Consider the following 19,856-nt stretch of genomic DNA (forward strand, 5'->3'; position numbering starts at 1 on the left):
TTGCGATAATAGATAGTATCAAGGCTGTAACAATCATTGTGGAGTGTATGATATGCCAAAATTCATGGTATTTTTGAAAAATTTCATTATTGTTCCTTTGCTTGTTCTTGGCTTTTTCGCTAAAAATCACCAAATCTTTCCTGGTTCTCCTTTCTACTTTGCTAACATCCACACACCTATACCCACTGCAACTATTCCGGTTATCTGCATTGCGGTCAGCGTTTCGCCGCGAAACAGCCAGCCGGCGACTGCCACCAGGGCGTAGGTCAACCCTGCCGCCGGTACTGCTGCTCCAACCGGGCGTGCTGCCAGCCAGGGCAGGAATAATAAAAAACTCAAAAAATAGCAAAAAACCCCTCCGATAATGAAGGGATGAAACAGGGCGGAGATGTTTGCCCCCGCCTGGGTTACGCCTGCTTTTGTAATGAGGTGTCCTGCTGCACCTAAAATGATCGACGCGGCTAGGTATATGTAGGGAATAAGTGCTCACCAACCTTTCTGGTTAAGACTAGAATAATAGGTTTTGTATTTGAACCAGTAATCAACCAACTCGCCTACTGTCTTAACTTCAACGCCATTGCTTGGAGATAAATCACTCATTTCCAGGTTCAGTTTCTCATGCAAAAGTTTAAAGAAGATCCCCCGGGAGTATGGTCCTCTTAAGTAGACTCTTTTAAGCTCTGTCTCAGGAACAATCTCTGCAAGCGGAATGTCCTCATTAAACTGACAAATCTCATCAATGAGGAACTTGGCAAATTCCTTTTGTTCTCTAGTCCCCTCATACCGCCAGTCAAAGCATCGGATATTAAGGTCTGTTTTGAATAACGGCAACTTAGCAAACTTTAAAAGAACGGGCTCTTTTTCACTTCTCTCTATTGTGTCTGTGTTTATGTTCACAGGAAAATACAGAACGAAAAATAAGGCTACAATTCCTAACACTGTTAAGACTAAACTTATAATATCCCGCTCATTAACCACATTACCTTGCATTTGTTTCTGTATAACATAAGCAAATACAAAAATTATTACAGACATAAGAAACCAATCCAATAAAATCTCGACGGTGCTAGTTCCTCTTTGGTTGTTCATTTTTTGACCTCCCAGATCACGATCTTTTCGTTCTCAAAAACAGGTCCCTTCTTAGTTTTTGTTTTCCCAGATTACTATCTCGTCGTTTTCATAAACCGGCTCCCAACTGAGCCGAGGCACGTCTTTATCAACCTGTTTGACCAGCACCGCCCATTTTAACGGAATGTCCGCCTTCCCGTCTCTCAGAAAATACTGCCTGACCTTCTCAACTTTCTCGTCGTAGTTTATCGTTTCAGCTACATGGGCAACCCAAGGCCTGGGGTGTTCTATATATACTGGAATAAATATGCCGGACATCCAGGTGCAAATCACGCCGTCTTCCGGGTTGCTGTTGGCCTCCAGCCATTTCAACCCTTCTACCATTTGGTCGGAGTGATAAGAAGTTGTATCCGGAACGCAAAGTAATGGCACTACAGCCATACCGTAGAATGTACAAAGCAAAACCAGAACAGGCAGCATGTAGTTTCGTTTGGTAGTCGTAATCCGCTCGGAAAACTCAACCAGCCAGGGCGCTGCCAGAACTCCGATCGGGAGAGATAAAAAGAATCCGAACTCTCTTCTGTTCGGTAACGGCGCGAAAATCACCAGCAGCGCCGCCAGAACCATCCATATCCCGCTTACTTTTTCAACCATGCGGCACCTTAAAACTTCATCCAGGGCTTTGTCCCGCCTCATCACCCAGGGAATTCGCGCCCACGCGATTATCCCCGCCAGCCCAAATGAAAGCACCAACCTGAACAGGATCAAATGCCAGGGCATTGGGTAGTATGTCTGTTCCCGCCAGATTTTCAGCCATTCAATTTTCTGGTAAGCCAGATACATAGGCAGGGCAAACGGTAAAGCCCCTACTCCTGCTAGCAAAGCAACGGTAATTGCATCTTTCAGATATTCACGCCTGAACATTAAAGCATGAACCAGTATGATTACTGGAAACAAAATTAAAAGGAACGGGTGAACCATGCTCAATCCAATACCAGCCAATACCGCCAGCCAGTGCCTCATGGAAAGGTACGCTTCAAACAGGGCAAGTATTGCCATAAAGTCGATCGTGTAATGAGTAAACCCTAACAAGCAAGTATAAGCGGCATGACCCTGCACGTACATCTGATGAAAGAACAAGCTGCTACCTGGCTTCACATACCCGAACGAAGCAAATATTCCGATTAAAAACGCTACAACCGGATGCCTGACATGCTTTCGGCAGAACTCCCACCAGAACAGCAGGCACAACGCCCCAAGCACGCTCCGCGCCAGATGGAACACCCACAATAAAGACAGCCCGGTTAATCTGGCGATATGCCCCAACAGCAGGTAAAAGAAATAAATCGGGGCTGGTTCTGTCGGCTCTGTCGTAAACCGGTTGATGTAAGTCCAATGCCCCTGTTCGCCCCACTTCATTTTGGCTATGAACGTCAAATAATCTTCGTACCCGAGCAAATGCCCGGTTGGGACGTACCCTTCGGGCGTTAAGGCTACCTGAATAAGCCAGGGTAAAAGCAGAACTGCAAAAGCCGTTATAAAAAATATCAACCGTTGTTTGTTCGCCAAATTACTACCACCTCGTTCTCAAATGCTGGTGCTTCTTTTAGATGCGGGTAAAGGCCAGTTTTTTTGTTGATAACCGCCCACTGAACAGGCAGGGTTTGTTTACTCTCAAAAAAGAGCTTCGCCTGTTTTTCTTTTTCAGTAAAAAACAAGGTTTCCCGCGAATGGCCGATCCAGGGCCTGGGACAAGTTGCGTACATCGGTAAATAATTGCCTGTCTCCCAACTGCAAACCGCTACATCGTCCGGCAAGCTGTTAGCTTCCAGCCATTTGAAGCCTTCGACCAGCCCTTTGGGGATATACGCCCACTGGGGATCAGGCACAAACACCGACAGCGTGCTGCCGATATTAGGCAAGCACAGCAAAACGACTAACGCAGCCTGCATCAAATACGGTTTGCTTGCCCGATTTGCAAGACTGGCAACAACAGGCGCGGTCAGTATGCCAACCGGCAAGCTCAACAAGGAGGTAAACTCCCGTTTGTTCGGGATTGGCGTCAGTAAAGCCAATGCTACTGCCAGGACAATCCATACGCCTGCCAGTTTTTTTAGTCTGCCGCTTGATTTTAACGCGGTTATCCCCACCAGCAGTAACGCAATCGTGAGGATAACCATATACACAAGTTCAAATCCTGCCAAGCTGAACGGGCAAGCGGTCTGCTCACGCCAGACTTTCAGCCATTCAACCTTCTGATAGGCTATAAACAACGGCAGGACAAACGGGACTGCGCTCAATCCCGCCCATAAACAGCTATGTATGCCTGCTTTAATCTTCCCGGTTATTCCGGCATGGATTAAAACCACCGGCAAAAACAGAGCCAGCAGGAAAGGATGGACAACGCCTAACCCTATTCCTCCGGCATTGCTGTATAATGCCCTTTCTTTAAGGTACCCGCAAAAAAGCATGATGACAGCGATCATGTCAACAATATAGTGCGGCACGGCCAGAAGCCCGGTGTAGCTCATCCTAGTCTGGCCGAAAACTGTCGCCATGTTGCCGAATACCCCAAACCACATCCAGGCTCCCAGCACGAAAGCTGTTTTGGGGTGTTCAGTGAATTCGCAACAGAACTGCCACCACAAGATTAAAGCAACCGCGCCCAGAACGCTTCTTGCCAGATGGAAAACCCAAACGGTCGGCATCCCGGCCCAGGACGCGATATGACCTAAAAGAAGGTAGAACAGGTATATCGGCACCGGTTCGGTTTTTTCCGGAGTGTAGCGATCAATGTACGTCCAGTGCCCCAGCCTGCCCCATTCCATCTTGGCCAGAAAGGTGGAATGGTCTTCCAGGATGCCCCGGCATAAATATACCCGGTTGCGACATAATTGTTTGGAGTTAAGACAACCTGGATCAGCCACGGCGCCAGCAAAACCAGGAACGCTGTTATAAGAAAAACTAAGACTTTTTTGTTCGTTCTACCACCTTCTTAGTTTTTCTCCTTCAATATCACTATCCAGTCGTCCAGTACCGACCCTTCAATCTGCACAACGCCGCTGGCATAAGGCGGCGCGTTCAAGGTCGGATTGCCTTTCGGCGAAACTCCCGACCAGTTCATCTTCACTATCGTACCAGTCGGACAGTTGGCTACATTGTCGTCTGTCCAGAATTCGACCGACCAGCGGTTAACCGCGTTTCCCAGCGGGTATCCTGCCGAAAAGTTATCTGTCGTCGCCTGAGTAGATAGGTACGGGAAAGTTGCGTTTGCCGACATCAGCGGGCCTATGCTGTCGATCAGCAGCCTAACTTTAGCCCCGGCTTTGACTTTCGGCAGCACACTCATCCCCGGTGTGATCACTATATGCGTCGAGGCGGTGTTGGGATCGGGTGCTGTCTGTCCAGCTGGCGGGCTGACGATTTCAGCTATACGCGGGCGCTCAAACCCTACCACACAAAAATAGTTGCCGCCGAACCAGTCGGAAGCCACTCCTTTGGAATCCCAGACACGCCCGTATATCTTGAACTCGTATGTCCCGGCGCTCCAGAGCGGCCCGGACAGGTCGGGCTGGTTGGAAGTCGGGATCGTGTATGATAGGGTGCTGCCGGCAATTTTCCCGCTGTCGAATACTACGGTTGTCCCGTCCAGCTTGCGGACCTGGATCTGGTAAGCGCTCTGGGTGTCGCCGTCCGCATCGGAGAATGTCCAGTTTATCGTCGGCGTTGTTGTGACAAAGCAGCTCCCCGGCAGTCCGCTGAAACTGCCGGTCGGTTTGGAACTGGCTTCCCAGACGACCGCTACGCCGCCCTGAGCTATGATCTTCGGGGTTACGGAAGTGTCGGCAGTTGCCAGTTCTGCTTTCCAGACCACGCTGGTGCCGGCCGCAAGCTGCAACCAGAGTTCAGGTGTGTCTGACGAGGGACTGGCTTTCGTCATGTCGCCGAGCGGCGTCCAGGTTGCCCCGTTGTCGTTGGTGATCTCGCATACCGTTGAGCCGGCTAACCCTCTGACCCGCCACTTTTTGGTCCAAGTAGTCCCACCGTCAGCAGACACGCTCCAGGTCACACTGGTGTTGTTCGGCAGAACGTGGTACGCGCGCACCCGCACGTTGTCGCAGGGGTTGCCGGTGCTTTTGGCCAGCGACTGAACAACAGCCGACGGCGCGTATGAGCCGATACTGCTCAAGCCGGCCACGGTTGCCGAAAGGCTCGGGTTATAAACCAGCTGTGTGCCGTCCCACTGGTAGTATTTTACCTGGTCGCCGTCCACGATCAGCCGGTCGTAACTACCCTTTTTCAGAGCCACACAGGTCGGCGAATTTAAGCCGCTGGTCACCGACAATGCCGCGTTGTAGCTGAACGACGAACCGGCAAATGAATAGTGTTTTACCTGGTTTCCCGCAATAATTGCGATCTCCCCGTCTGCTGTGGCCACCGCTTTTGCGCCAGACAGTCCGGTGATCGCCAAAGCTGGCACTTCTGTCAGACCGGACCCGGTGAACGCAAAGTACCTAGCCCGGTCGGGCTCCAGGACAACGGCGTCATAGCTGTCCTGGCTGAGCGCAAAATCAATTGGGTTGGTCAGCCCCGATGTGATTGACAGTGCTGAAACCTGGGCCATTGAACTGCCCGTAGAAGCGTAATACTTCACCTGACCTTGATCCAGAACGCCTATATCCATGTCCCGGCTGCCGATTGAAACTATCCCGATCATTCCCGACACCGTTAAGACAGGGTTGCTGACCATGCTTGAGCCGGTAAACGAGTAGTGGGTTACTGTGGTCCCGTTGGCTACAATCACGTCTGGATATGGCGCTGACGCAATTCCCGCAACCGGGTTGGTTACGCTGACGCTTAAGATGGTGTTCTCCTGCACTGTCGAGCCGTTGAACGAATAATGGATGATTTTCGTCGGCGACAGCACCACGTAGTCCATTGATTCATCGGTGAAAGACGCGGTTTTCGGCGCACTGCGCGGCAGGATTATCTCATTGTTCGTTGTGTCTATTACCGCTGAGGTTTTGGAGGTATCTATCATAGTTGGCGTGTCTGTGGTGGTTACGCCGTAGCTCCAGGAACCGCCCGCTTGAACAGGGCTTGTCCAAAAAATCGCCCCCAAAAATGCTAGAATTGCCGCCAGGAATGTTTTTCTAATATGAGTAATAGTTTTATACCTATCCTCTTTTTTGGAAGGCTTACAGGTCAATTTAACGGTAATATATTTCTGAAGCCATCCAACGTGTTGATTCAATCGGGTCGTTGCCAATCACCTTCCTTGACTTGGCTTTGATCCAGACTACACAGCCGGGAGCGTTCATTGTAACTGTTGCAACCCCGCTTCCTCCCTGGGTAACATCGCTTTCCGTTATCGCAAAGGTGCAAGGAAAGTTCAAGGCGTTTAGACTGGTCTGGCTGAGGGTTGTCCCGTTGAAGTAATATTTCACTCCCGCCGGGCAGCCCCGGGCGGAATAGCTGTTGTCGCCGTTGTAGACAATAAGGATGTACCGGGGGGCTTCTTTCAGCGGCGAATACTGGGTCGGTGCAAGCGTCACCGGGTCAAGTTTTAACACCTGCGCCAGTATATTTTTAAAAGCTGCATGTGCTCTATCCGCGTGCACTTTCGAGTTTTTCGCCGCCTGCGACGCATCGTCAACCTGATAGTTAGCGGCCCGCACCGCGAAATCCAGCACATCTTTAAGGTTGTAGTCGGCATCGGTAACAGCCTGGGTGATGTCGCTCAAAAATATCCAGCTCATAATCAGTACGGGGATCATAAACATTAAAACCCAGACTATCACCATGCCGCTTTCGTCTCTAAGGATTGACGCGCTCTGAATATACCGTCGTTTCCACTTTGATCCTCCATGTATTATCAACCTGCTGCCCCCCTATCAGACTTCCGATTACAAACGGTTTCTGGGTTGGTTTGCATACCACGCTGATCGTTATCATACTGGCTGTCGGGTTCGACGGGTCGCGCAACACCCTTGCCTGCGGCTCCTTCACTGTTGTTATGCTTTCTACCGGTAATCCAATCTGACTGAACTTATTTACAAACATTGCTTCGTCAGCTGTAGAAAGCCGCCCTTCGTACCTCACCCGGTCAGCCATCTGTTTGAGCAGGTGTTTGGCCGCCTGGTGCTGGCCCATGATCAGGGCGGCATCGGTCGCTTCAAAACTGGCAAAAGCAATAATCGTAAACAGTATCAAAAATTCAACCAAACCGTACCCATGACTTAGTTTCCAGTAATTTTGGTGATGTTGTTGACCATTGCATCGTGTCCTACTTTTAAAGCTGAAGAAAGGTAGTTGCGGCAGACGTAAGCGGTAGCGGCCAGCACTGCTGTCCCGATCAGATACTCGATTGTGCTCCAGCCTTTTTCTTCTTTGAAAAAACAAAGTAACTGGTTCCACACCTCAAACACCTCCAAGTTTATTGGTTTGGAGGGAAGGAAAATCCCTTCCCTCCGCGGCAGGGTTTTTAAGTCCAGCTTGGAGCCATCTTAGCAGTAATGCTGTTGCCTAATCCAGAAGCACCTGACTTAAGCGGCGTGCCAAGGTTGTTAATGGCTACGTAGCATATAGCCGCTACTGCCCCGGCGTAGATCAACCCTTCCACTACAGTCATGCCTTTTTCGTCTTTAACATACTGCACGATAAACTGCCCAAATTTTTTCAGCATTGAAAATTAACCTCCTTTGATTTTTAACTAAAAGTAAAACAGCACTTGATTGAACCATGTCACCAACCTGACTACCAGCGGCCCGATAATCAAACCGCAGGCGCCAACTAATGGAAGCATTCTAAACACACTAAACACCAACGGACGGCCAGCAGCTTGCGATCTAACCAATGCCCGCCGCAAATTCTGCAGGTGGCGAGAGCCTTCGGCCATCGCGCCCTGCATCCGCCCGGGACCGGTTTCCACCACCTGCATGAGTATGGAGATTAAAGCGTCCGCTTCGGGCAGGTTGATTTTTGCCCCTAGATACTCCAACGCTTCATAAGGGTTTGACCATTTCTCCAGGCATCTTTCTATATGTTCCCTTAACACAGGCGTCATGCTGGCCGCTACCCGCAGGCTCTGCGGCAGGTTGTGGTTTGCTTTCAAGCCCAGTTCGACCAGCAAATACAGCAAAGCAGTTTCCCGCAAACGGATTGCCCTGACAGCATATTTTTGTATATAAAGATAAAGTTCTGCTACGCCAAACCCTATAAGCATCCCTAAAATGAGCAATCCCGGCGTGGCTTTGCCCTGCGATATTGCAAAAACTGCCAGCACGCCTCCGGATATGCCAAGCAGTTGGGGTTTGCTTGCATCGTTCTTTCGTTTTTGGTTTTTAGCCAGTTTCATTGTCCAGGACGATATGTCCGGTTTTTGGAAACCAAAACGGAATTTAACACGGCTGGCAATCAGGTAAACAATTAAAAAGGCCAACAGCCCCAGGCTCAAAGACATGATGGCGAGCATCTGAGAAAACCCACCTCCTTTCAGTGAATTTGTTGTTTGTTGCATTTGTTACAAAGGGCTTAACATCCTGTCCAGAAGCACGTTAGCCAGGGGAGCTGCCAGACACAGGCAGGCTACTGCCCTGCCAACCGTGTTTTCCACCAAAAATGGGTACGTCTCCGGCACTAAAGCCAGCATGATGAAAAGGATCGGGAACAGTATAACAATCGAAGCGATGGTCATAACCCTTTCGCCTGCCAGCGAACTCTGTTCGTCCAGAATATCGCTAAGCTGGGCGTTAATCTGCTCTGCCAGCCACCATAGAAGATCCCGCATCTTGTGGTCGTCCGCCACTAATCTTACTGTCTGGACAAACACCCGCCCGTACTCAAAATCCAATTCGGACAACATTTGGGCTAAAACGTCGTCCAGCGGGCGGTTTGCCAGGATACCGTTTCTGGCTTTTTCAAACACTCCACGAAGCGGGTATTCGAGCTTCGGTGTGACTTCGATTATTGCCCGGGTAATCTGTGGAGTACCGGCGTGTTCGGCCGCCAGCATCCGGATCGCGGATCCAAGCTGGGTTAACAGCATGTTTTTTCGTTTGGCAATCTGGTGCCTGACAATGTGTTCAGGAACGATTACTGCTGTCGCTACCAGTATCCCGAACGCCACTAAATTTTTTAATATAACCAATCCGACTAAAAATGCCAGTACCATCAAGACTGACATCAAAGAGATATAATGCACTAACCTGAATCCAATATTGCCGCGCTTCAGCCGTTCTTCGACTTTGTTTGCCCAGTCTTCTGCCCAGTTCGGAAGGACAGCGCCGGCTTTGAGCATAGCTAAGCGTTTTTTTAATGTCTTTTCTCTGGCTTGTTTTTTGTGTTTCTGCCAAATGCTTGCGGCTATATATACCACCCCAAAAATTATAGCGGCAGTGCTGAGGGATAAAAGAACAATTATTTCAGCCACCCCCGTTTCCGGGCTTCTTCCTCGGTCAGCCCGTTCCGTCTCATGCGGTTGAGCAAGTTCTCTGTCGGTGGATTGACAAACTCCCAGTGTCCTTCGTAATAGTCGTGCGGTGACGGGATCCATATGACCAAATCGCGGATCTGCACTTCTTCCCCAGCAGGGATCAGTTCCGCCACCCGGACGATTTTCTTGATCCCTTTGTCCCTTGATGCCGCCATCTGCACGACTATATTAAACGCAGTCGCCACCATGACTTTAGCCATTTTTAAAGGGATGTTCTGCCCTTCCTGCAAAATCATTCTGGCAGTGCCGTCCACCGCCAGCTCCACCGACGAAAAGTGAGCAGTCGCAATCGAGCCGTCACAGCCGCGGGTACAGGCGTTGATCGCTTCAGTCGCTTCGCCGCGTCCGCGGAACTCACCGATAATCAAGGCGTCCGGTGAGTACCGGAGGGCGAATATAAATATCTGTTCCATGCTCGCACCGGACTGTTTGTGTTCCTCAAACTCTATAATGTCCCGATCCGGGTAGTGCTTGGACAAGTTTAATTCCCGGTCGGTCTCTATGCTTACGATCCGCCAGGTTTTTGGCCTTTCATCGACTAACCGCCGCAGAAGGTGAGTTTTCCCTGTCCCGGTGCCGCCGCAAATCAGGGTGTTGACGCCGTACCGTTGAAACGTTGCCAGCCATTCCCACAGCCGTTGGTTCAACGTCCCGTGCTTGATTAAATTTTCCACGGTCATCTCAAATGTATCATGTTTTCTCAGAACAAATGTCCAGTTTTCAGTCATCGGCGGGCAGGACGCGGTGACGCGCGTGCCGTCTTTCCGCATGCTCTCCGCTTTGGGATTAGACTGGTCGATACATACGTTGATGTCGTGCATGAGCATCCGCTGGACGATCTGGCTGATCTCCTGCGGGTTTTGAAAATACTCCGGCGCGGTCGTGCTGACCCCGCGGCGGACGATCTTGATCTTGCCCGGGCCCTCACCGTTAACCCTGATTTCGTCTACCTCCGGGTCGCGGTAGTATTTCTCAATAATCCCTAATCCCCAGTTGTCTTCGTAAAGTTTCACCGCGACTTCATGGGCAGTCATGCCTTCCAGTTCCAAGCCTTCTTCAGTAAGGTATTTCTCCAGTTCGGCGACCAGCTCCAAATGCGCTGTCGGGTGTCCCGCTTGGGTGTCCCTTAATATCTTGCGCCGTTTGTCCAACACTTCTTCAGGCAGGTGGTTGCCGGTATAGTTGTCGCGTACATACTCAACGATTTCCTGGTACGTTCTGGGTTTGTTCTCCTGCGGCTGGCTGCGCTTGAACAACATTTGGCACCCCTCCTGCTGGCTGAGATTCGGCTTGTTTCTTGACTAACGCATACGATTTGTTTTGGTACCCTGACCCACGGACGATTTTGGGCACTTCTTCGGCTTTAACCAGCACCTGAACTACAGCTGGTATTTTGCCGTCAGCTGCTGGTTGCCCGTTTACGTCCCGCACGTCTGCTACCACAGCGTTGCTGGCAACTAGTTCGCCGAGATACGCCCAGCTGGTGTCATCCCTCAGAAGATAGATGTCTGCAAGATCACCCGCTTTAACTAAACCCGACCGGGCTAGGTCTACATTAAGCGCGACGTATTGTTTATCTGTAAAGGCGTCAGCCAGCCGTTCTTTTCTGAACGGCTCGCCTTTGAAAATGTTAGCCGAAGCTATTTTGCCGACTATTTCAGCCTCACTGCCAGCACAGTTATCTGGCATTACCTTGTATGGTTTGTAATCGATATCCTGACTTTCAAGCTGCTTGCCCTGCACTATCAGGTTTTTAGCCACCGGCACCATGATGGTTTGGGATTCTTGAGCCATTTTTTTCTGCAAGAAATAAAATGAGCCAGCAAACACAATTAAGGCAACTGCTATGCCAACAATTATCGGCAGAGGTATTTTGGGAGTTTCTATTTCTTTCATCCGCCACTTTAACGCCATGATTACACCTCTTTTTGGTTTATAGATGCGTGACAGCCCAGACTCCGATAACAATGAACATGCCAAAAGGGATTGCGTTAACTTGCTGCCACGGGTTGTCCGTCTGCAGTCCAGTTTTTAGAAGGGATAAGTCCCTAGTTAACACTAATACTTTCAAGTTTGAACAGAATTTTTTGAGCCACTGCCACAACTGCCCTGTCCAGATCATTTTCACCAACGCCGCAATAATACCCAGTATGCAGGCAATAAGGAAAATCGCCAGCAGTTCCAACGGCTTAAGCCCAAGCCATGCCCCAACTGCGCCCATCAGTTTCCCGTCGCCAGCTCCCATCCAGCCAAACCAAGCTGCTATCATCCCAAAAACAATGCAGACTAAAAACCCTTCTAACGAATTGATGAAACTACCGTGCCAGGCGTTATATATGAGTCCACCTGCCATGACCGGCAGGACAATAATGTTGGGCAGTACCCCTTTAAATAAATCAATAAGCCCGGCAATAGTCAGCGGCACCAAACATGCCAGGTATACGGTTGTTTCCAAGACGATCACCTCATCTCTTTTAGCTTTTTTTCCATCTCAACCCCGTGTGCAATATGAATCCTTCTATCTTCAACCCAAACCAGGCAGGGGATAACTCCAGGATCGAAAGAAGAATAGTATGCCTGCTCAACTCCTGTTTCCTTCAGCTTCAACCTGGTCTGGTTTATGTAATCGTCTTTAAGGTACACACTGATCAGGTACGGCTGTTTCTCCTGCGGTATTGCGCTTATTATCTTCAAGGTTTCTACGCATGGAGTACACCACCACGAAAACATGAGCGCCGGCTTTTGACTTAAGTCCAGACTGACTTCCTGCCCTCTCTCGTCCCATATTTTCATCGCCTCTGTCGGTTGACCAACCCTTGTTTTGTCCCTATCGAAAGATATGCCAAACAGGAACACCAGCAAAACAAGGGAGATAACGCCTGCATATAACTTTCTAACATTAGCAATAGCAATACAAGTCAAAGTTAATGTAACAAACAAAGTACCCAGGCAGGGCAGGCATATTGCTCCCTGCCCGACAGCCCAAAGGTTCAGGCTGGCATGAACAGCCAGCCCGACAAACGATAAAGGTTTGACTATGTTTTGGCTTTCTTTAAAGAACAAAACCGCCATAACACCATAAAACGCCGCACCGTATGCTTCTACCGGCCAGCCAAAGATATAAAGCCTTAGGCATTCGCCCGGACACCAGCCTGAGGCTAAAATTAAAACCAGCACCAACCCGATACTTGAGACAACTACGCCGGCGTTCAGTTTTTGGCAAACAGTTTTCCTAGCAGTCCCGATTGCTTTTCACCACCTAACGGATGCCCGTATATCTGCCCGATCAGCTTTTCTATTTCTGCGTAAATGCGTATCTTTTTTGACGCCAGGCCACCCTGGTATGAAGCGTCGCGCAAAATATGCTGATACTTTTTCGCGTTGATGTTTGTTTGCAACTCATCTATGATCTCTGTGTCTGGCTGTTTAGCGCTGACGCCAACCAGTATTGTGTCTTTATGGGCAGTCAAGTGGTTCAGTTGGTGAAGGCGGTATGTTTCAGACTGCCCAAACGATGTAACCACGAGAATTGTGTTGGCTGCGTTCATGGCTTCTTCGGGTGCTGGGTAAGGTGTGTCGATTATAATTGCGTCCAGTTTTTCCCGCGCTTCAAGAACTATTTCCCGAAGGTTAAAGCTATGATGAAACGGCATGTAGTACAGGTTCTTCTGCAATTCCCTGACTTCCGGCACAGGTTCGCTGCTTTCCAAAGTGTATGGTTCTTCTTTCAGGTAGTCCAGCACATCGCTGACTACAAAAAAATCACTAATGTAACTTGCACATTGGTCGATAATTAAGGTCGGCACATGTTCAGAAATCTGAGCCGCCAGATTAACAACAATAGACGTGCAGCCAATACCGCCTTTTGAGCGACATACGGTTATCACTTTCTGTTTGTACGATGTTTTCTGCAATACAACGATAGATGATTTGCCTTTTTCTTTCCGTTCGGCTTCTACATAAGTGCCGGCCAGTATGCTTTCTACCACTTCTACTTCCACATCACAAGCATTGGCTATCGATTCCAGGTCGTCATAATATTCAGCCATGCGCTTAACAGTTGAAACCAGATCCTTCTTCAAACCTTATCGCCTCCGTTTTAGGAAATCCAGCAAACCTTTCTTCTCTCTTTCAAATCGCACTGGCAGGTTTAAGTCTTCGGCTACTTTCTCCGCAAGCTGTTTCCACGGACTGAACCTGCCTTCGTCGCCAGCTATTTCACCGCGGTATGCCTTTCTGACAAATTCTTCCCAGTCTTCCGGTATCGTGGCAATAACTCTCGGCAAATTTTTCCCTTTTTTGAAACCGTGATTGAAAAACGCTTCCACTTTGCGGATGTTGTGCAGTTTAGGGTTGTACCGGTTGCAGATTATTCGGATGCGGTCCGGCGTTACACCCATCATCACCAGTTTCGGCGCATAGTCTCTTGTTTCTACTTCGGAAAACTTAGACTGATCTACCACTGACAATGCCAGGTCCGCTCGTGGAAACAGCTCTTCCAAGTATTCCTTCGTCCAGAACTCCGGCGGTGTGTCGCAAACAACCACCTGACATTCTTCAGCCAACGCTTCCACTATTTCAGCTATGTCTATCGGTTCAAAGTACGGCATTGTTTTGTTCATTACGCCGGGCAAAATGCGTAATCCATCTTTCTCTACCAGCAGATCGTTAATGTAGTGGCTTAAGTTGCGTTTCCCCTGCAGGCTTTCTATCCCCGGCACATTCTTAATTTCAAAGAATGTAGCTACATCAGGGGCGCCCAAGTCAAGGTCGCACAGTATCGTGTCTATCCCTGCATTGGTTATCGTCAATGCCAGCGATATGGCAACTGTCGTTTTGCCGACACCACCTTTATTGGAGCTGACCAGGATTATTGAACCCTTCTTTCTGGGGCGCTTTTCTATAACCCGGCTACCCGGCATTTTAAAGAATTTGCTGTCATATCTCTCATTTGATGCTGGATCTGTTCTCGGTTCTGGTTTCCTGTATACTGGTTCAGTTAATGCCGGCTCCTGTTTGGCTTCTTCTGTTTCTTCGATAAAATCCTCGCTGAATTCCAGACTCTCGCCCGTTATCTCCAGCAGTTCCTTTCTGGCTTCGGTTAATGCTGCGAATATAGTGTAAGGTTTGTCGCCAGGCAGTTTGCCGGTGACGATGTTCTCCAGCCCCACTTTTTTGGCTGCCCTGACGTACGCTTTCGCTTCTTCGTTCAGCACCCCAACCATCAGCACTATATGGGTGGCTGGGAACATTACCGGCAGTTGAGCTAGCAATTCTGTCGGTTTCTCACCGGGCAAATGCCTGCTTATAAGCAGCACATCGGGCCGTTTTGAGGCATACCGCATCAGCTGGTTGGCATCGGTTGCCACTTCAAACAGCCAGTCCGGGAATTTTCGTTCCAGATTGGTTTTTATGATTTCGCATGACTCTTTTTCAGCCGCAATTACACAGAACATTCCGCGTCACATCCGTCCCTGTTTTTTTGTTTTCTTTGGTTTGGCAAAAGTTCGCCCATACTTGTTGTTCAGTTGCGTTGTTCCATCCAAATACAACTAGGGCAATCCCATGCTGGTAGTCGATGGTAAAGAAGTCGAAACCGGCTGACTCCAGCCGGCTGGCTATATCTTTCGGATCGGCGCGGACTACCATCTCGGTTTGTCCCCCTTTTCTTTAGTTTGCCTTAACCAGATAAACCGCCTTTTTGCTCCCTGCCTGTACTATAGCAGCTGCCGCTTCTTTCGGCACTTCCACGCTTACTGCCGCCGGCACGCGCATGCTCTGCGGGCTGACCGCATCCGCCGCTTCAACTTTCTGCACCGGGCTTATCTCTTTGCCCTGCTGGTCGTAGGAGTGCAGTACCCTTGCCCCACGGTAAATCTCAACCGCTTGCCGGCCTTCTGCGCCCTTATCCACCATATAAATGTCAACTGTGTCACCAGCAGTTACGTTGGCTGACGAGCTTAAATCTACCGGTACACAAACTTCCACCATGTTCGGGTTTTTGGCTTTCCCTTCCGCTGAGTTTAAATAAACATACTGCCCTTCTACCATTGATACTTTAGCTGTTTTGCCTACTATATCGTTTGGGTTTTTCACCAGGTCTTTTGCCAGAGCTTCCGGCACTTTGACTGTTGTTACCTGTTCGGGTTTTATCTCACTGCCTTGAGGTATAAACTGCACTACTTTGACTGCGTCAACTGTTCTTTTTACATCTGCATATTTCTGGTTGGCCGCAAACATTATCCCTAACGTGAAAACTACCGCTAAAACAACCGAAACGATTATCCCAACTTTTCTGCTCATTCAGCATCTCCTTCCCAGATTACTGCCCCAATCCGCGCGTACTTATCTTTTATCCCCAGCGAAGTACCAGGCACCCTGGGAATCGGCCAGCGGCCTTTGACCCAGAAGGCCCGCCCTTCGTTTTTAAGTTGAGCAAAAAGTTTTCTGAACTCGGCTGGGATCGGGGCTGATGTTTCCCAGATATACAGTGTTTTTTTCTTTTGCATCATCAGCTTTAAGTCAGTTTTCAAGGTTTTATAGTACCTATCTTTGGTTATGTTTTCTATATGCACTTCATAGGCTTCAATCCAACAACCGTCCAGGCGGAGCGTTTTTAAGCAAAGCTCTGTAAGATATAAAAGCCCCCTAGCATACCAGGGATAAAGCGGCAACAAAACTACTGCTTTTAAACCAGCTTTTCTGCTTTCTCTCCTGGCTTTCGGCAGATACCAAACATAATAACATCCAAGCCAGCCGGCCATGGAGACTGCTGTCCAGTATGCTGCTGTACTTTCCGTTACGGCTGATATGCCTGCGCAAATTGCAAACAGCCATATTGCTGCGTCTTTCGCTTTTGTCCCCATGCTACCACCGGGGCGAGGTATAGGTTGCACTGTACGCCCCTTCAAGATAGGTGCTGACCGACCACCCTTTGCCGGATATCGGCACGTTGAACGAAATGAGTTTGCCTAACTTAAACGGGTACTGGTACGTTATTTGAGCAGTCACCGGCTGACCCCAGGCAACGGGGCCGCCGGCTGCCGACACCTGAACGTCCAACCGCTGGCGGTCCAGCTTGCGGTCCGATACAAACCGCTGCAGCTCGGCATTGGCTTGTGTAGTGAAACCCCCGTATTTGCCCTGGCTTACCGCAAGAAACTGGGCTTCGTTCTGGATAGCGTACCACTGCCCAATCATTCCAATAAATAGGGCACTTGTAAAGGTCATTAAAAGAATTAAAAATAAGGCGCCGAACACGCCTACTACTTTATCCAGCATCCTTTCTCACCTTTTTTAAAAACCAAAACTGCTTTTAATCCAGTTGGTTGCTGAATTCCAGAACGATGAGGCTGTGGCGGGCGCATATACCATTGCCCCTACTATAATCAGGGCAGTTACAACCGCTGCCCCAACGACCCAGGTCAAGTCTTTCAGGCTTCCTTCTTCGCTTTGAATGTAAGTTTTGATCAAGTCAAACATTGTTTTATAACCTGGTTCAAAAAACTTAACTGTTTTTAATCCAGTTAAGCGGCCTCCCCATGACCAGGCTTTACACCTCCGTTTAAGATATTTCCTGGGGTGACAGGGAGACCTCGGCCCCGGGAGTTCCACCCGGACAGGAGAACTGCACAGAACAGGCGCCTTTCGGCGTTGACTATTCTGCGGCGGGATCTTACCCCAGCGCCTCCCGCGATCTGTTAGATACGGCCTACCGGTTTGTCCGAACTCCGGCTAACGAGGTCACCTACTTAAGCAAAGCCAACTCTTTCAAGTTATGCCAGACGGAATAAAAAGATTCCTGCTTAAAACGGGTCAGGCCGTTGTGAAAGGAGATCTTCTCTTCCAGCCGCTTGAAGAGCCGCTTTGCCTTTCGGGTCATCCCTTTTCCTTCCCCAGGCAAGGAATTAACCTTCTGATTAAGCTCTTCCCTAATAGATTGAATTTTCTGCTTCAACTCTCTGGTTATGTATTCTTTAAAACCGCTCGCCCTTCGAGCGATAACCAAAGCTGCGGCGTGGTGAACGGTTATACCGTACTGCTGCATGTACTTCCACCAGCCGATAGTAGAGGTATGCGCCGGCCAGACCGGCTTTACGCCGATACCTTCCTTGAAAGCCCTCCGTATAACGGCTTCCGTTACTTTGCGGTAGGGAAAGTTGGCGGCCATTCGATTGAATTTCTTATTGGTATCTAATCGGTCTTTGCTGAATTCAAGTTTTTCTAATGCAATAGGCTTGCCTATGGTTTTGGCAATATCTGTTACTACTTTTGCAAGCACACCGGTTAAGTAGATGCGCCGATGTCCGCGTCCGTAAGCAAGTTCGGGTACCGTGAGATAAAGAAACCCGTTTTTATGGATTGTGATCTGAAACTCTCCGGCATATTTGTACAGGGCCTTCGGGTGCGGCACGATAAATCCGTCCGGCCAGGGTTCAGGCTGGCCAAAATAGTTTACATTTGCCAGCGCCACTCCGTCCGGGTTGGTGTCCACTCCCAGATAGCCCTGGTTGGGATGTGTTTGAGTCTTAGGCGATTCTACGGTAAATGTTATGCGGGCTCTGTACCGGCTGTCGCTGCCTTTAATCAGCTCTACGGAATAAGGAGCCCCGGAAAGGAGCAGTTCCAGCACTTTAACCCGGTGTTTTTCCGGCAGCCACAGCTTGCCGCTTGCTTTCGGCGCCCTGGTCATCAGCGGCCTGCCGGCGCTGTCCACTTCTTTCTGCTCCGACAAATGCGAGACGGTTACAGCAAGGTAAAATTCCCCGTTTCGCCAGCTCAGTTTAATGTTCGGGTTGCCCTTCTTTGTTTTATCCCCTCTGGCATAAAGCCGATTTTGCCGGGCATTCTGCCACTCTTTTTTTGTGGCCCTGCCTTTACAGACCCGTTTCCACAAAGAGCGGCCCCCGAAAACTACTTTGGGTATGGCGTTATTGTCCCGGTAGCTTTTTAGTTTCTCCAGTTTGTCGGACAGCTTTTTTACCCTGGCCCTGCGGCCGCGGATGGCAAGTTTGGCTTTTTCGATTCTCACCGGGTCATTTGCTGCAATAGCCTTTTTATAACTGGCTTCCGCTTGTTTAAGTTTCTTCTTGGCCCGGGATAGTTTCGCTTCTGTCTCTTTAATCTCGCGGTTTAGCTGTTCTTTTTGGGAAACGATGATTTCTTTTGCTTTAAGTATGGCGTCGTCGGCAAAACGGGAGTTCAGGCCAAACGTTTTTTGACCCTGCTTTTTGAGTTCTTCCCGCGTATATCCTTCCTGCAGGCGATTAAAGGCCCACCGCATGCAGGCACCAAAAAGCCGCATCTCGGTGTCAAGGGGAGTTTCTTCTCCTCGACTCCATCTTTCGGCGCGGAAAGCCGGGTAAACTTCCGGGAAAAACTCGCCGCAGACGGTGTATCTCATGCCGCTTTTAGGATTAATCAATTCCTTTTTCCGCTTCTTCATCCCGCACCACTTCCGCTATCAGTTCCCGAAACCCTTGCCGAACCTTTTTGCCACCACGAGCGCCATAAAGCCGCGCCGAAAAAGATGTTACTATGGCAAGCAAATCCTGGACCAGTTCCGTATGGGCGTCTTCTGCTTCTTTTTCTGAGGTTGTTTCTATCTGAACCCCACAATATCTTAAATGGCGTTCCAAATACGCATAACTAAACCGCGCCAACCGGTCGGGATATTCGATGAGCAATTTCTTAAACTCGCCCCGCTCGGCACTTTTTAATACGCGCTCCAGTCCTCGACGGTTCTGGTTCAATCCGGAAGCTATATCCGAATACTCTGCCACTATACGATACCCCTTCTCCCGTGCGTATGTCCGCAACCTTTGTATCTGGCGCTCCAGGTTCCCGGCATCTGCTTGTTTCTTTGTAGATACCCGGGCATATATAACAACCGCATCTGACTCTGTTTTCATCCCTCCCATTCCTAAAATGCGGTTAATTTCTTCTGTCGGGTATCTCCGCTGGCCACTTGGTAGCCGCACGGGCTTAATTAACCCCTGTTTTTCCCATGCCCGTAGCCTGTTCGGGTGTACACCCAGTTTTCTTGCTGCTTCTCCAATAGATAAAAGTTCCATATCTTTATGGTAATTCAGATAGTTAAGTATAGTCAAGTACAGTTAAGTTTTTAGAAACTGCTTCAAACCTCCTTGTAATTTTTACAAATTTTTATGGCTCCTGAAAATTGTAAAGTATTGGTGAAACCACCCCCTACAACATCTGTACTTGTGAAAATTAAAATGTCCAGCTTCTTAGAGTGACTGCCCACCATTTGAACCAGAAGGTGATTATTGCTGCA

Annotated in this window: 23 protein-coding genes; all 23 read right to left on the reverse strand. The window is 49.2% G+C overall.

Annotation, left to right across the window (positions count from 1 at the left end):
• Nucleotides 1–153: 153 nt before the first annotated feature.
• The 23 genes from HPY90_RS05480 to HPY90_RS05590 all read right to left on the reverse strand — a co-directional run bounded on the left by HPY90_RS05480 (nucleotide 154) and on the right by HPY90_RS05590 (nucleotide 19,635).
• Nucleotides 154–480, reverse strand: coding sequence for an EamA family transporter (locus HPY90_RS05480; protein WP_353733641.1), 327 nt, complete (start codon nucleotides 478–480; stop codon nucleotides 154–156).
• A gap of 6 nt (nucleotides 481–486) precedes the next feature.
• Entirely contained in the window at nucleotides 487–1,089 is a 603-nt protein-coding gene (locus HPY90_RS05485) for a hypothetical protein (protein WP_287192080.1), read from the reverse strand.
• A 51-nt stretch (nucleotides 1,090–1,140) separates the two neighbouring features.
• Entirely contained in the window at nucleotides 1,141–2,637 is a 1,497-nt protein-coding gene (locus HPY90_RS05490) for a hypothetical protein (protein WP_287192082.1), read from the reverse strand.
• Complete coding sequence (locus HPY90_RS05495) at nucleotides 2,616–3,995, reverse strand: hypothetical protein (protein ID WP_287192084.1); 1,380 nt, start codon at nucleotides 3,993–3,995, stop codon at nucleotides 2,616–2,618. Before HPY90_RS05495 ends, HPY90_RS05490 begins: the two co-directional genes overlap by 22 nt.
• Before the next feature lie 68 nt (nucleotides 3,996–4,063).
• Nucleotides 4,064–6,190, reverse strand: a complete 2,127-nt coding sequence (locus HPY90_RS05500) for a glycoside hydrolase family 78 protein (RefSeq protein ID WP_287192086.1) — start codon at nucleotides 6,188–6,190, stop codon at nucleotides 4,064–4,066.
• 88 nt (nucleotides 6,191–6,278) lie between these two features.
• Complete coding sequence (locus tag HPY90_RS05505; RefSeq protein ID WP_287192089.1) at nucleotides 6,279–6,947, reverse strand: hypothetical protein; 669 nt, start codon at nucleotides 6,945–6,947, stop codon at nucleotides 6,279–6,281.
• Complete coding sequence (locus tag HPY90_RS05510) at nucleotides 6,886–7,293, reverse strand: hypothetical protein (protein ID WP_287192092.1); 408 nt, start codon at nucleotides 7,291–7,293, stop codon at nucleotides 6,886–6,888. Before HPY90_RS05510 ends, HPY90_RS05505 begins: the two co-directional genes overlap by 62 nt.
• Before the next feature lie 14 nt (nucleotides 7,294–7,307).
• Nucleotides 7,308–7,487: a hypothetical protein gene (locus HPY90_RS05515; RefSeq protein WP_287192095.1), complete on the reverse strand. Its 180-nt coding sequence runs from the start codon at nucleotides 7,485–7,487 to the stop codon at nucleotides 7,308–7,310.
• A gap of 65 nt (nucleotides 7,488–7,552) precedes the next feature.
• Complete coding sequence (locus HPY90_RS05520) at nucleotides 7,553–7,753, reverse strand: Flp family type IVb pilin (protein ID WP_287192098.1); 201 nt, start codon at nucleotides 7,751–7,753, stop codon at nucleotides 7,553–7,555.
• A gap of 27 nt (nucleotides 7,754–7,780) precedes the next feature.
• The gene (locus HPY90_RS05525) at nucleotides 7,781–8,542 is read right to left on the reverse strand and encodes a hypothetical protein (RefSeq protein ID WP_287192100.1); all 762 of its coding nucleotides are present in this window, start codon (nucleotides 8,540–8,542) and stop codon (nucleotides 7,781–7,783) included.
• 48 nt (nucleotides 8,543–8,590) lie between these two features.
• A complete protein-coding gene (locus HPY90_RS05530; RefSeq protein ID WP_287192102.1) occupies nucleotides 8,591–9,499 on the reverse strand; it encodes a type II secretion system F family protein in 909 nt (302 codons plus the stop codon).
• Nucleotides 9,487–10,821 (reverse strand): ATPase, T2SS/T4P/T4SS family, encoded by a 1,335-nt coding sequence (locus HPY90_RS05535; protein ID WP_287192105.1) that lies wholly within the window; start codon nucleotides 10,819–10,821, stop codon nucleotides 9,487–9,489. The genes HPY90_RS05530 and HPY90_RS05535 overlap by 13 nt, the downstream gene beginning before the upstream one ends.
• The gene (locus HPY90_RS05540) at nucleotides 10,760–11,476 is read right to left on the reverse strand and encodes a CpaB family protein (protein WP_287192107.1); all 717 of its coding nucleotides are present in this window, start codon (nucleotides 11,474–11,476) and stop codon (nucleotides 10,760–10,762) included. The genes HPY90_RS05535 and HPY90_RS05540 overlap by 62 nt, the downstream gene beginning before the upstream one ends.
• Before the next feature lie 19 nt (nucleotides 11,477–11,495).
• The gene (locus HPY90_RS05545; protein WP_287192110.1) at nucleotides 11,496–12,017 is read right to left on the reverse strand and encodes a prepilin peptidase; all 522 of its coding nucleotides are present in this window, start codon (nucleotides 12,015–12,017) and stop codon (nucleotides 11,496–11,498) included.
• 5 nt (nucleotides 12,018–12,022) lie between these two features.
• Complete coding sequence (locus tag HPY90_RS05550) at nucleotides 12,023–12,739, reverse strand: hypothetical protein (protein WP_287192113.1); 717 nt, start codon at nucleotides 12,737–12,739, stop codon at nucleotides 12,023–12,025.
• 32 nt (nucleotides 12,740–12,771) lie between these two features.
• Entirely contained in the window at nucleotides 12,772–13,644 is an 873-nt protein-coding gene (locus HPY90_RS05555; RefSeq protein ID WP_287192115.1) for a ParA family protein, read from the reverse strand.
• A gap of 3 nt (nucleotides 13,645–13,647) precedes the next feature.
• Entirely contained in the window at nucleotides 13,648–15,018 is a 1,371-nt protein-coding gene (locus tag HPY90_RS05560) for a CpaE/TadZ family protein (RefSeq protein WP_287192117.1), read from the reverse strand.
• Nucleotides 14,996–15,211 carry a hypothetical protein gene (locus HPY90_RS05565; RefSeq protein ID WP_287192120.1) on the reverse strand — a complete coding sequence of 72 codons (216 nt, stop codon included), beginning with the start codon at nucleotides 15,209–15,211 and terminating at the stop codon, nucleotides 14,996–14,998. The genes HPY90_RS05560 and HPY90_RS05565 overlap by 23 nt, the downstream gene beginning before the upstream one ends.
• Before the next feature lie 21 nt (nucleotides 15,212–15,232).
• A complete protein-coding gene (locus HPY90_RS05570; RefSeq protein ID WP_287192122.1) occupies nucleotides 15,233–15,865 on the reverse strand; it encodes an SAF domain-containing protein in 633 nt (210 codons plus the stop codon).
• Nucleotides 15,862–16,428, reverse strand: coding sequence for a hypothetical protein (locus tag HPY90_RS05575; protein WP_287192124.1), 567 nt, complete (start codon nucleotides 16,426–16,428; stop codon nucleotides 15,862–15,864). Before HPY90_RS05575 ends, HPY90_RS05570 begins: the two co-directional genes overlap by 4 nt.
• Nucleotide 16,429: 1 nt before the next feature.
• Nucleotides 16,430–16,843, reverse strand: coding sequence for a hypothetical protein (locus tag HPY90_RS05580; protein WP_287192127.1), 414 nt, complete (start codon nucleotides 16,841–16,843; stop codon nucleotides 16,430–16,432).
• A 466-nt stretch (nucleotides 16,844–17,309) separates the two neighbouring features.
• Nucleotides 17,310–19,007, reverse strand: coding sequence for an SSO2105 N-terminal domain-containing protein (locus HPY90_RS05585; protein ID WP_287192132.1), 1,698 nt, complete (start codon nucleotides 19,005–19,007; stop codon nucleotides 17,310–17,312).
• Nucleotides 18,979–19,635, reverse strand: coding sequence for an IS607 family transposase (locus tag HPY90_RS05590; RefSeq protein ID WP_287192135.1), 657 nt, complete (start codon nucleotides 19,633–19,635; stop codon nucleotides 18,979–18,981). Before HPY90_RS05590 ends, HPY90_RS05585 begins: the two co-directional genes overlap by 29 nt.
• Between the last annotated feature and the right edge of the window lie 221 nt (nucleotides 19,636–19,856).

This window comes from Syntrophothermus sp., assembly GCF_013314835.1.
Classification (GTDB): Bacteria; Bacillota; Syntrophomonadia; order Syntrophomonadales; family Syntrophothermaceae; genus Syntrophothermus; species Syntrophothermus lipocalidus.

Coding starts and splice junctions, on each gene's coding strand:
- HPY90_RS05485 (WP_287192080.1), bottom strand. CDS start 1,089: ATGAACAACCAAAGAGGAACTAGCACCGTCGAGATTTTATTGGATTGG.
- HPY90_RS05520 (WP_287192098.1), bottom strand. CDS start 7,753: ATGCTGAAAAAATTTGGGCAGTTTATCGTGCAGTATGTTAAAGACGAA.
- HPY90_RS05525 (WP_287192100.1), bottom strand. CDS start 8,542: ATGCTCGCCATCATGTCTTTGAGCCTGGGGCTGTTGGCCTTTTTAATT.
- HPY90_RS05535 (WP_287192105.1), bottom strand. CDS start 10,821: ATGTTGTTCAAGCGCAGCCAGCCGCAGGAGAACAAACCCAGAACGTAC.
- HPY90_RS05540 (WP_287192107.1), bottom strand. CDS start 11,476: ATGGCGTTAAAGTGGCGGATGAAAGAAATAGAAACTCCCAAAATACCT.
- HPY90_RS05560 (WP_287192117.1), bottom strand. CDS start 15,018: ATGTTCTGTGTAATTGCGGCTGAAAAAGAGTCATGCGAAATCATAAAA.
- HPY90_RS05565 (WP_287192120.1), bottom strand. CDS start 15,211: ATGGTAGTCCGCGCCGATCCGAAAGATATAGCCAGCCGGCTGGAGTCA.
- HPY90_RS05570 (WP_287192122.1), bottom strand. CDS start 15,865: ATGAGCAGAAAAGTTGGGATAATCGTTTCGGTTGTTTTAGCGGTAGTT.
- HPY90_RS05575 (WP_287192124.1), bottom strand. CDS start 16,428: ATGGGGACAAAAGCGAAAGACGCAGCAATATGGCTGTTTGCAATTTGC.
- HPY90_RS05580 (WP_287192127.1), bottom strand. CDS start 16,843: ATGCTGGATAAAGTAGTAGGCGTGTTCGGCGCCTTATTTTTAATTCTT.
- HPY90_RS05585 (WP_287192132.1), bottom strand. CDS start 19,007: ATGAAGAAGCGGAAAAAGGAATTGATTAATCCTAAAAGCGGCATGAGA.
- HPY90_RS05590 (WP_287192135.1), bottom strand. CDS start 19,635: ATGGAACTTTTATCTATTGGAGAAGCAGCAAGAAAACTGGGTGTACAC.